Origin of the sequence: Limosilactobacillus reuteri (assembly GCF_034259105.1) — a bacterium.
Lineage (GTDB): Bacteria > Bacillota > Bacilli > Lactobacillales > Lactobacillaceae > Limosilactobacillus > Limosilactobacillus reuteri_G.
Genome location: NZ_CP139478.1, coordinates 157,277 through 170,000 on the forward strand (window position 1 = coordinate 157,277; position 12,724 = coordinate 170,000).

The 12,724-nt window shown below is 41.6% G+C and carries 9 protein-coding genes and 1 rRNA gene (1 of these 10 only partly in view); all 10 read left to right on the forward strand.

What is annotated here, in order from left to right:
- Nucleotides 1-2 precede the first annotated feature (2 nt).
- Nucleotides 3-2,231 (forward strand): phosphoribosylformylglycinamidine synthase subunit PurL, encoded by a 2,229-nt coding sequence (gene purL, locus SH603_RS01665; protein ID WP_169472829.1) that lies wholly within the window; start codon nt 3-5, stop codon nt 2,229-2,231.
- Entirely contained in the window at nt 2,207-3,661 is a 1,455-nt protein-coding gene (purF, locus tag SH603_RS01670) for an amidophosphoribosyltransferase (RefSeq protein WP_169472828.1), read from the forward strand. The genes purL and purF overlap by 25 nt, the downstream gene beginning before the upstream one ends.
- Before the next feature lie 4 nt (nt 3,662-3,665).
- Entirely contained in the window at nt 3,666-4,703 is a 1,038-nt protein-coding gene (purM, locus tag SH603_RS01675) for a phosphoribosylformylglycinamidine cyclo-ligase (protein ID WP_169472827.1), read from the forward strand.
- A gap of 9 nt (nt 4,704-4,712) precedes the next feature.
- Nucleotides 4,713-5,285 (forward strand): phosphoribosylglycinamide formyltransferase, encoded by a 573-nt coding sequence (gene purN, locus SH603_RS01680; protein ID WP_169483239.1) that lies wholly within the window; start codon nt 4,713-4,715, stop codon nt 5,283-5,285.
- Nucleotides 5,286-5,288: 3 nt separating this feature from the next.
- Nucleotides 5,289-6,827 (forward strand): bifunctional phosphoribosylaminoimidazolecarboxamide formyltransferase/IMP cyclohydrolase, encoded by a 1,539-nt coding sequence (gene purH, locus SH603_RS01685; RefSeq protein ID WP_169483240.1) that lies wholly within the window; start codon nt 5,289-5,291, stop codon nt 6,825-6,827.
- Between the two features lie 15 nt (nt 6,828-6,842).
- A complete protein-coding gene (gene purD / locus SH603_RS01690) occupies nt 6,843-8,102 on the forward strand; it encodes a phosphoribosylamine--glycine ligase (RefSeq protein ID WP_169472826.1) in 1,260 nt (419 codons plus the stop codon).
- 95 nt (nt 8,103-8,197) lie between these two features.
- On the forward strand, nt 8,198-8,884 hold the full coding sequence (locus tag SH603_RS01695) for a 2,3-diphosphoglycerate-dependent phosphoglycerate mutase (protein WP_003665449.1): 687 nt from the start codon (nt 8,198-8,200) through the stop codon (nt 8,882-8,884).
- Nucleotides 8,885-9,050: 166 nt separating this feature from the next.
- Entirely contained in the window at nt 9,051-10,100 is a 1,050-nt protein-coding gene (locus SH603_RS01700; protein WP_169471793.1) for a hypothetical protein, read from the forward strand.
- A gap of 352 nt (nt 10,101-10,452) precedes the next feature.
- Complete coding sequence (tyrS, locus tag SH603_RS01705; RefSeq protein WP_169477805.1) at nt 10,453-11,703, forward strand: tyrosine--tRNA ligase; 1,251 nt, start codon at nt 10,453-10,455, stop codon at nt 11,701-11,703.
- A gap of 537 nt (nt 11,704-12,240) precedes the next feature.
- Nucleotides 12,241-12,724: ribosomal RNA gene (locus SH603_RS01710) — 16S ribosomal RNA — on the forward strand (it continues 1,092 nt past the right edge of the window).

The window sequence follows — 12,724 nt, forward strand, 5'->3', positions numbered from 1 at the left end:
TAATGAAACAAGCAATGACCCCAGAAGAGATTAAAGAAAAGAAACCATACTTAGATTGGAGCTTGACTGAAGCAGAATATGATTACATTCGCACTCATATCTTGGGACGATTACCAAATTATACTGAAACCGGCTTATTTTCCGCGATGTGGAGTGAGCACTGTTCATATAAAAAGTCAAAGCCGGTTCTGCGTCTCTTCCCTAATAAAAATGAGCGAGTATTGCAAGGTCCCGGAGAAGGAGCAGGGGTTGTTGATATTGATGATGGACAAGCGGTGGTATTCAAAGCTGAGAGTCACAATCATCCGACAACTGTTGAACCTTATCAAGGAGCGGCAACCGGTGTCGGTGGGATTCTGCGGGACATTTTCAGCATGGGGGCACGACCAATCGCTTCCCTTGATTCCCTCCATTTCGGTGAATTAGATAATTCGACAACGCGGATGAAAGTAACTAACACTGTTCGGGGAATTGGTGATTACGGTAATTGTATGGGAATCCCTACAATTGCGGGTGAAACAACATTCGATTCATGCTACCAGGGCAATGTTCTGTGTAATGCAATGAGTGTTGGCTTAATGGACCAAAAAGATATCCAGCAGGGTCGCGCTGCCGGAATTGGAAATGCAGTGATGTATGTCGGCGCTAAAACCGGCCGTGATGGAATTCATGGCGCCACCTTTGCTTCTGCGGACTTTAATGATGAAAATATGACGCAACGTTCGGCGGTTCAAGTCGGTAATCCTTTTATGGAAAAACTCTTATTAGAAGCCTGCCTTGACCTTATTAGAAATCATCCAGACTGGTTAGTAGGCATCCAAGATATGGGGGCAGCGGGGATTGTTTCTTCAAGTGCGGAAATGGCTTCCGAAGGTCAAAGTGGGATGGAACTAAACTTAGATCTTGTTCCGCAACGTGAACCCGGGATGTCGGCTTATGAAATTATGCTTAGTGAATCCCAAGAACGAATGCTTCTTTGCGTAAAAAAAGGCCATGAAGAAGATGTCAAAAAGATTTTTGATTTTTACGATCTTGAAGCGGTCACAATTGGCCGGATTACTGCGGGTCATGATTATGTTCTCTTTCATGATAATGAAGAAGTATGTCACATCCCAGTATCGAGTTTAACGGATGACGTACTAGAAGAAGAAAGTCTAGAAAAAAAGCCTGCGCGGATTGAATTAGCCGAACAGCAGCCAGCGTGGATTCCAGATATTGATAACGTTGCTGAAGTTTTAACTAAGCTGCTTGCTCAGTCAACGATTGCGGATAAGAGTAGTCTTTATCAGCAATATGATTCTCAAGTACGGACAAACACAGTGGCCGGTCCAGGGAGTGATGCTGGGGTTCTGCGGATTCGTGGAACACATAAAGGGTTAGCGATGACAACTGATGGGAACGGTCGGTTTGTTTACCTTAGTCCAGAAGTTGGTGGACAAATTGCCTTAGTTGAAGCGGCAGCCAACATAATTGCCAGTGGAGCCGAACCGTTAGCAATTACTGACTGCTTAAATTATGGTGACCCAACCGATTCAGAAATTTTCTGGGAACTTCATCAATCTGTCCAAGGAATGGCTGATGCTTGCCGTGAATTTAATACCCCGGTTATTTCTGGGAATGTTTCTTTATATAACGAAAACAATGGACAAGCAATTCACCCGACGCCGATGGTTGGAATGGTCGGCCTGATTAAAAATATTGATCGCGTAATTCCTTCGTTTGTCCAACACCCGGGAGATAAGGTTTACCTAGTGGGCCAAACTCGTGATGATTATGCGGGTTCTGAGTTGCAAAAAATGATGACTGGTGATATTAGCGGAATTGTTAAATCATTTGACCTTCATCATGTCCATCAATATATGCAACGGTTACTGAAAACGATGGAGAACGGCCTTGTTTCTAGTGCACATGATCTGAGTGAAGGTGGACTAGGCGTGGCCTTAGCAGAAACGGTCTTCAAAACTGATTTAGGGTTGAAAATTGATCTTGCTGATCAGCCCGCAGCTCGCCTTTTTAGTGAGACTCCTGGAAGATTTATCGTGACGGTTGCTCCTGAAAAGGCAACTGAATTCGAACGGGCATTAGGAAAAGATGCGCACCTAATCGGAGAAGTTACGAATAGTCACTGGTTAATGGTTAAACTGGCAAATGATGAACTCAATGAAAATGTTGCGAAATTACAAAAAACATGGGAGGAGGCAATTCCGTGCCAACTGAAATCAAAGGATTAAATGAAGAATGTGGGGTCTTTGGAATTTTTGATGCGGCTAACGCTAGTCAATTAACCTATTACGGCCTGCATACTCTTCAGCATCGCGGCCAAGAAGGAGCAGGAATTGTCTCAACTGATGGGACGGAACTTTATCAACACCGTGACCGAGGATTGTTGGCGAAAGTGTTTGCTGATCCGGCTGAGCTTAAACGATTAAAAGGAAACGCTGCGATTGGCCATGTTCGTTATGGGACAAGTGGACATAATTCGATTGCCAATGTTCAACCCTTTCTTTTTCACTTTCATGATGGCGCTGTTGCTCTCGCCCATAATGGTAATTTAACTAATGCTGTTACCCTTCGTCGTGAATTGGAAAATGAAGGGGCAGTTTTCCAGTCAGATTCTGATACGGAAATTTTAATTCACCTTATCCGGAAATATATTAATGAAGGTTTTATTCCTGCTTTGAAGAAAAGCCTCAACCTTGTCCATGGTGGATTTGCCTACCTATTACTACAAAAAGATCGGCTAATTGCGGCTTTAGATCCTAATGGGATTCGTCCTTTATGTATTGGAAGGTTAGAAAATGGGGCTTATGTTGTTGCTAGTGAGACTTGTGCTTTAGATATTATTAATGCTCAATTTGTGCGTGATGTTTTGCCAGGAGAATTAGTAGTTATTGATAAAAATGGGTTACATATTGACCATTACACTACCCAAACCCAGCTGGCGATTTGCTCAATGGAGTATATCTATTTTGCCCGTCCTGATTCTATTATTCATGGGGTAACGGTACATAATGCGCGAAAACGAATGGGAAAGTTCTTAGCAAAGGAACACCCGGTTGATGCTGATATGGTAATTGGGGTACCTAACTCATCGTTATCTGCTGCTAGTGGGTATGCGGAAGAAAGCGGCCTTCCATATGAAATGGGGTTAATAAAGAGCCAATACGTTGCGCGGACGTTCATTCAACCAACTCAAGAGTTACGGGAGTTAGGCGTTCAGATGAAATTATCAGCTGTCCGGGGAGTTGTAAAAGGAAAAAGAGTGGTAGTAGTCGACGATTCGATTGTGCGCGGAACAACTTCTAAGCAGATTGTCCAAATGCTAAAAAGAGCTGGGGCCAAAGAAGTTCATATGCTTATCTCCTCACCACCATTTAAGTTTCCGTGTTTTTATGGGATTGATGTATCAACGCGTTCAGAACTGATGGCTGCTCATTACTTCATTGAAGAAATGCGGCAGTTAATTGGTGCAGATTCTCTTAATTTTTTGAGTATTGATAGTTTAATCAAAGCAATTAACGTGCCAGATGCAGGGGATGCTCCTAATGGTGGCCTTACCGTGGCTTATTTTGATGGGAAGTACCCAACGCCGCTTTATGATTATGAAGAAGGGTACTTAAAGTCGTTAAGCGAACAAGAGCGATTGGCAAGAAAGGGGTAAGAGGATGAGTCGTTATCAAGATGCAGGAGTGGATGTAAATGCCGGGTACGAACTTGTTCACCGTATTAAAGATGCAGTTAAATCAACTGATCGCCCAGGTGTGATTGGGGGAATTGGCAGCTTTGGGGGGATGTTTGACTTAGAAAAATTACAGGTACGGCATCCAGTCCTTGTCTCTGGCACTGATGGTGTGGGAACGAAACTCTTAATTGCCCAACAAATGAATAAGCACGATACAATCGGGATCGATGTTGTCGCAATGTGTGTTAATGATGTCCTGGCGCAGGGAGCGGAACCAATAACGTTTCTCGACTACATTGCGACCGGCCATAATGATCCGGCTAAGATGGCAGCGATTGTTAGCGGAGTAGCGACCGGTTGCCGAGAAGCTGGAGCCGCTTTAATTGGTGGAGAAACAGCAGAAATGCCAGATATGTATGCAGACAATGAGTATGACCTAGCAGGAACAGTATCAGGGATAGCAGAAAAAGAAGAACTTCTTACCGCTGCTGGACCACAAAAAGGTGATATTTTACTTGGCCTCCCATCAAGCGGCTTGCATTCCAATGGCTTTTCCCTTGTTCGGCAAATCTTATTTAGGGATAATCATGTCAAATTAACTGATCGCCCAGAAACATTGAGAGGAAAAACGGTAGGAGAAACGATCCTAACTCCTACTAGGATTTATGTTCAAGCCGTTTTACCACTAGTCCATCACAAATTGGTTCATGGGATTAGCCATATTACTGGTGGAGGATTGATTGAAAATGTTCCCCGGATGTTGGACGATAACTTGCAAGCGGTGATTGATTCTAGTCGGTGGCCACAGCTTCCGGTCTTTGGCTATTTGCGGGTGCTGGGAGGCCTTACTAAGGAGGATTGTTTCGAAGCATTTAACATGGGAATAGGAATGGTCTTAGCAGTGGCACCAGATCAAGTAGCACAAGTTCAAGAGATTCTATCAAATAAAAACATGACAAGTTATCAAATTGGTTATCTTCGTCATTGTTTACCAGATACAAAAAAGATTGTTATCAAGTGAGGGTTGTAAATGAGAGTCGCAATTTTAGCATCAGGAAACGGAACGAATTTTGAAGTCTTAGCACAGCACTTCAAAAATAATGACCTTCCTGGTGAATTAGCATTATTATTCTGTAATCATCCAGATGCTCCGGTAATGAAAAGAGCTGCCCGGCTGGGGATTCCGGCAGAAAGTTTTACGGTCAAATCTTGTGGGGGAAAACAGGAATACGAGGAAAAATTATTGGGAGTAGTGAAAAAGTATCAAATTGACTTTATTGTCCTTGCTGGTTATTTACGAGTAATTGGGCCCACGATTTTGGATCATTATGCTCACCGAATTATTAACCTTCATCCAGCATGGTTGCCAGAATATCCTGGACTACATTCGATTGAACGAGCATTTGCTGATCAACAAGCACAGACAGGCGTCACCGTCCATTATATTGATGCGGGACTCGATTCCGGCCCAATTATCGCCCAGGAACACGTCCCAATTTTACCAACTGATACTATTGAAACCTTAGAAGCACGGGTTCACGAAACTGAGCACCGGTTATATCCTGAAGCACTAAAGCAGGCATTAGAAAAGGAGCAACATTAAATTATGAAAAGAGCATTAGTAAGCGTTTCTGATAAGCAAAACCTGGTCCCATTCGTTAAAGGATTAGTTGAAAATGATTTTGAAATTATTTCGACTGGGGGGACGAAGCGGGTTTTGGACGAAGCAGGAATTGAAACAATTGGGATTGAAGATGTTACTCATTTTCCAGAAATTCTTGATGGCCGCGTGAAGACTCTTAACCCATACGTCCATGGGGGACTATTGGCTCGCCGGGACTTACCAGAACACATGGCGACTCTCGAAAAACTTAATATTACGCCAATCGATTTAGTCTGTGTTAATCTTTATCCATTTAAAGAGACGATCGAAAAGCCGGGAGTGGAATTAGCCGATGCAATTGAAAATATTGATATCGGTGGCCCTAGCATGGTCCGCTCAGCTGCTAAAAACTATCATGATGTAACAACCGTGGTGGACCAAGCCGATTACGATGAAGTCTTAGCCCAGATCAAAGAAGATGGTGAAACATCATTGGCAACCCGAGCACGCTTAGCAGCGAAAGCCTTTCGTCATACGGCAGCCTATGATTCCCTCATCTCTCAATACCTTACAAAGCAGACAGGGCTTGAAGATCCAGAAAAATTAACTTTAAGCTGGGATTTAAAAGAAACAATGCGTTATGGTGAAAATAGTCACCAAAAGGCTTGGTTATATGAAGATGCGCTTCCTAAGGCTTTTTCGGTTTTACAGGCTGAACAATTACATGGTAAGAAGCTTTCCTACAATAACATTAAGGATGCTGATGAAGCATTACGATGCATTCGCGAATTTGATGAACCAACAGTTGTAGCGATGAAACATATGAACCCCTGTGGAATTGGCCGTGGGGGGAAGTTGGTTCAAGCTTGGGATCATGCCTATGAAGCTGACCCTGTTTCCATTTTTGGAGGAGTGATTGCTCTTAATCGCCAGGTTGATTTAGCTACCGCCGAAAAAATGCACAAAATCTTTTTAGAAATTGTTATTGCACCCGGCTTTGATGATGATGCATTTGAGTTGTTAGCAAAGAAGAAAAATATTCGCTTACTAAGTCTGGACTTTAGTAAGAAGGATGAACCTACTAAACATGAAGTTGTTTCAGTAATGGGGGGAATGTTGTTGCAAGAACAAGACACGCTTAAGGAAGATTACCACGACTGGCAATGTGTTACTGAAAAGCAACCAACAGAGGAACAGCTTAAGACATTAATGTTTGCCTGGAAAGCAGTTAAGCATGCCAAATCAAATGCGATTGTCTTAGCAAATGATGATCGGACATTAGGGGTAGGAGAAGGTCAGCCTAACCGAATTGATTCATTGAAAATTGCCGTAAAACATGCTGGCGAAGCGATTGATGATCGGACAGTGATGGCTTCAGATGCTTTCTTCCCGTTTGGCGATTGTGTTGAATATGCGGGCCAAAATGGTATTAAGGCGATTGTTCAGCCAGGGGGATCAATTCGCGATCAAGAATCAATTGAAATGGCAAATAAGTACGGAATTGCAATGGTCATAACAGGTATTCGTCATTTCCGCCATTAAAGCTAGGAGGGTATCATGGAAAAGCAGGTCAACGTATTAGTTGTAGGTGAAGGCGGTCGTGAATTTGCCGTGGCGAAGAAATTACAAGAAAGTCCCCGTGTTAAGCAAGTTTATTGTGCGCCAGGCAACGTGGGGATGTCGACTGTAGGAGTAGTTCCCATTGCAATTGCGGAAACTGACTTTGCTAAGCTGATTCAATTTGCTAAAGAACATAATGTTGCGTGGACATTCGTGGGCCCTGAGGATTGTTTGGTTGATGGGATTGTTGATGAATTTAAGGCCGCTGGATTAAAGGTTTTCGGTCCTGATGCACGGGCTGCCCAATTAGAAGGCTCAAAAGACTATGCCCTTAATTTTATGAATAATTATCACGTTCCCACTGCCCGCCATGCGACATATCGGGATCAAACAGCAGCGATTAATAACGTTGGCCAATTTGGCTTTCCGGTAGTAATTAAAGAAAATGGTTTAGCAGGAGGAAAAGGGGTTGTCATTGCAAAGGATCGTGCAGAAGCAATTAGGACAATCAAAGAAATGTTTGTCAATGGGCAGGCGCGCCTTGTGATTGAAGAATGTTTATCGGGTCCCGAATATTCGATGTTTGTTTTGATTAGTAATGGGCATTACCGAATTTTGCCCATGGCTCAAGACCACAAACGAGCATTTGATGACGATAAAGGTCCTAATACTGGGGGGATGGGTGCTTATAGTCCCTTGCCACAACTTTCCTCAGCTGTTCGCCAACAGATGATTGATGAAGTACTTAAGCCAACAGTTGATGGTTTGGTAGCTGGCGAGTATCACTACCATGGTATCTTATATATTGGCCTTATTTTGACTGACGATGGTCCAAAAGTAATTGAATATAATGTTCGTTTAGGTGATCCAGAGACCCAGGTGATTTTGCCCCGCATGAAAACCGACTTGTTCGAACTCGTAAATGCAGCAATTAATGATCGACCATTACCAGAAGTTGAAGAAAATAAAGAGGCTTGTTTTGGCGTTGTCTTGGCATCAAAAGGATATCCAACTAAGCCAATCCATGGTCAAGCGCTGGGAACATTTCCCGTTGATCCCAGTGTCACTATTGATTATGCAAATGTTGCTGGGACGATTAATGACTTAAGAGGTGCAGGTGGACGTTTACTAATGGTGATCGGGAAAGATGATTCTCTTCAAAAAGCCCGCGATCACGTTTATGACTACTTACGCCAGCTTGATGAACCTGAATGTTTTTATCGTCATGATATTGGTGCAAAAGCTGGACTACAATAATTTCTTCATCACTATTGGCATTTGCAGGGGAATGGATTAAAATAATATGGTAATGCTGTTTATAGCGATTTTAAGAAGAAAGAGGTCAATTGAACATGGCTAAATTAGTATTAATTCGTCACGGTCAAAGTGAATGGAACTTATCTAACCAATTTACTGGTTGGGTTGATGTTGATTTAAGTGAAAAGGGTGTTGAACAAGCAAAGAATGCTGGTAAAGCCCTTAAGGAACACGGCATTGAATTTGACTACGCATACACTTCTGTTTTGAAGCGTGCTATCAAGACTTTGCACTATGCTCTTGAAGAATGTGACCAATTATGGATTCCTGAATACAAGACTTGGCGTTTAAACGAACGTCACTATGGTGCACTTCAAGGCCACAACAAGCAAAAGGCTGCTGAAAAGTACGGTGACGAACAAGTTCACATTTGGCGTCGTTCATACGATGTATTACCTCCATTGCTAAGTGCTGACGATGAAGGTTCTGCTGCAAAGGATCGTCGTTACGCTAACTTAGACCCACGTGCTATTCCTGGCGGTGAAAACTTAAAGGTTACTTTGGAACGTGTTATTCCATTATGGCAAGATGAAATTGCACCAAAGCTTTTGGACAACAAGAACGTTATCATCGCTGCTCACGGTAACTCTCTTCGTGCATTGAGCAAGTACATCGAAAACATTTCTGATGAAGATATCATGAACCTTGAAATGGCTACTGGTCAACCAGTTGTTTATGACTTCGATGATAAGCTTAACGTATTAAGCAAGGAAAAGTACTAAAATAAATTTACGATATTAAGTTTGGAGAGGCGGGAAAGTTAAATTTCTAACGCCTCTTTTTTGTAGCTTTTTTGAAAAAATGTTGAAGATATTGGCGAATAAATTGAGCTTATAGTGAGTTGTGGTATGATTAACATCAGAATCTAATAAGGTGGAGAGAATTTAAATGAAAATGGAAAAACAACGAGCACTCCCAATGAAGGAATTTTTCCCTTCATTGAAAGAGCTGGTAAAGCCCAACTATTTAAAGGCAATGTGGCCAGTTGCAGGGGTATCAATTATTTTTATTGCTTTAGCAGCGATCTTAGCACTTCTTAATTCAAATATTGCTGCCTCATTGAGTATGACAATGATGATGGTAATGTACGGAATGGCTTCCCCAGTTGCAATCTTGTTCTCATTATTAGAAATTGTGGGGATTGTCGCAATTATTGCTGCGTTAGCTTTCTTCTATACTTTCTTTGGCGTTGCTACTCAATATACATACCAAGATAAGATGGCTCATCCAGAACAACCAGTTAGTGCTGGCTCAATCTGGATGCACTATAAGCACTTGCGAAAGAATCAAGTATGGCGGATCGTGCTTTACATTGGATTGTTCACTTTCTTGTGGAGTTTACCACTCAACATTGTTAATGCATTGCTCTTGCCACGTCTATCAGGCGTTGCTGCTGTTTATACTGGGTGGGCAATTCGAATCCTTAACGATATTGTTGTATTGTGGAAGAGTATCGAATATTCACAGTCATACTTCCTTTATCGTGAAAAACAACCACAATTCCTTGGTCAATCAATGCGTTATGCCTTAACTGCTAGTCGGCGGTTCATGACTGGCCGAAAGTGGAACTACTTTGCGATTCAGTTTGTCTTAGAATTCCTTCCAATTTTTATCTGGACTTTAATTTTTGGTGGATTGGCATTTTACGGTGTTTACACGGCAACTTATGTCCTTACTTATATCGGAATCATCTTAGTGATTGTTGGTATTTCCTGCTACCTTCCAGTGGTATATGCAATTCTTGCTTTGTACTACAACAAGGCTCGAGCAGGAATGGAAATGGATGTGCTCTTCAAGGATACTTTTAAGCCAGTAGCTGAATTAACCGGTGAAGCTTATGTTCATGAAGTATATGTAGAAAAACAACCAAAAGAACAACCATCACCAACTGTTAAGCGTGATGATGGAAAGAAACACGAAGCAAAAAAAGATGAATAGTAAAACGAAAAGCTGAAGGGTAACGAAATCTCTTCAGCTTTTTTGTATCTTAAATACTTCTTGACAGTAATCGTTAATTCCATGTACAATGACGGCAATAACCAAAGATGAAGAAGTAATCTTAGTAGTAAGCGGTTGGACATTTAGGAAGCAAGTGGTAACTGTAAACTTTGCCAATGCCGTTATACGAATTACACTTACGGAGTCTTTCAGTATTTGAACGGATCGTCTCGTTATCGACTAGAGTGGTAGCTATCTAGCTGCAATCAAGGTGGTAACGCGGTAAATCGTCCCTGACTTCATTATTTGAAGTTGGGGATTTTTTGCATCCGAGAAACTTATGGAGGTAAACATGGATATTCTTAATGAACTAGAATGGCGTGGTGCTATTAACCAAGTTACAGACGAAGAAGGCCTACGCAAATTAACATCAGAAGATAAAATTGCTCTTTACTGTGGAACTGACCCAACCGGGGATAGTCTTCATATTGGACACTTAATTCCATTTATGATTTTGAAACGGTTCCAATTAGCTGGACACCATCCAGTAATTATTATTGGGGGAGGAACTGGTGCAATTGGTGATCCATCCGGTCGGAAGTCAGAACGGCAGCTTCAAACAATGGATCAAGTTCACCACAACGAAGAAGCATTAACCGCTCAAATGAAGAAGTTGTTTGGGACTGAAAACTTCACGATTGTAAACAACTATGAATGGTTATCAAAGATCAGTTTATTAGACTTCCTTCGTGACTACGGTAAACTGTTTAACATCAACACCATGTTAAATAAGGAAGTAGTAGCAAGTCGGTTAGATGCTGGAATTTCATTTACTGAGTTCACTTACCAAATTCTTCAATCAGTCGATTTCCTTCATCTTTATCGTCACAACGATGTGCAATTACAAATTGGTGGCTCCGATCAGTGGGGAAACATCACTGCCGGGATTGATTTGATTCATAAGGTTGAAGGACCAGATACTAAGGTTTACGGACTTACTATTCCATTAATGCTCAAAGCTGATGGAACTAAATTTGGAAAGACGGCGGGTGGTGCAATTTGGCTTGACCCAGAAAAGACTTCTCCATACGAATTTTATCAATTCTGGATTAACCAAGATGACCGTGACGTTATTAAATACTTGAAGTACTTCACTTTCTTATCAAAGGAAGAAATTGATGACTTGGCAGAAAAAGTTGAGAAAGAACCATGGAAGCGAGAAGCTCAACGACGCCTAGCCCAAGAAGTAACTAAATTTGTTCATGGCCAAGAAGCAGTTGAAGAAGCAGAACGAATTAGTAAAGCATTGTTCTCTGGGGATGTTACTGACCTTTCTGTTGCAGAAATTGAACAAGGCTTTAAGAATATGCCTTCAGTAGATGTAGAAAATAAGAAAGAAAATATTGTTATTTGGTTAACCGATAATGGTATTGAACCTTCACGTCGCCAAGCTCGGCAAGATGTATCGAGTGGGGCTATCAGAATTAATGGGGAAAAAGTTGATGATGTTGACGCCGAGATTGATCCCCAAGCACATTTTGATGGTAAGTTTGTGATTGTTCGAAAGGGTAAGAAGCATTATTACTTAGCTCGCGTAAAATAAATTAGACCAATTGTTAGCAAATACGTTCTTAAAAGATAATTTAAGGGCGTATTTTTTGTTTTTAGATATAAAAAACAAATTTTTTCTATTTCAAATAATAAAAAAGTTCATGTTTAAAAAATAAATTAAAAAAGTTGGAAAAAGTTGTTGACGAAAGGATGAAATCCATGTATAGTAGTTATCGTTGTCAAAACAGCCAAGTGTTATTGAGATGGTTTAACAAAAAAGTTAAAAATAATTGTTGACATCGACTTGGCAACATGATATACTAATAAAGTTGCTGATTGAGTTATCAATCAAATGGGATTCAAAAATAATTAAAATTTCTTCTTGACAAGTTAATCTGATACATGTTATAATGAATATGTTGATTGGATGCTTGATTAGCCAACAGGTAGACCTTTGAAAACTGAACAAAGTTTCGACGAATCAAATGTGTAGGGTCTTCAATCACGATGTGATTTGAAGCAAAACATTTGCGAAGTCAATTCGCTTAATAACAAAGATAATTGAGAGCTATTCAAGTTCTTATATATTTTATATGAGAGTTTGATCCTGGCTCAGGATGAACGCCGGCGGTGTGCCTAATACATGCAAGTCGTACGCACTGGCCCAACTGATTGATGGTGCTTGCACCTGATTGACGATGGATCACCAGTGAGTGGCGGACGGGTGAGTAACACGTAGGTAACCTGCCCCGGAGCGGGGGATAACATTTGGAAACAGATGCTAATACCGCATAACAGCAAAAGCCACATGGCTTTTGCTTGAAAGATGGCTTTGGCTATCACTCTGGGATGGACCTGCGGTGCATTAGCTAGTTGGTAAGGTAACGGCTTACCAAGGCGATGATGCATAGCCGAGTTGAGAGACTGATCGGCCACAATGGAACTGAGACACGGTCCATACTCCTACGGGAGGCAGCAGTAGGGAATCTTCCACAATGGGCGCAAGCCTGATGGAGCAACACCGCGTGAGTGAAGAAGGGTTTCGGCTCGTAAAGCTCTGTTGTTGGAGAAGA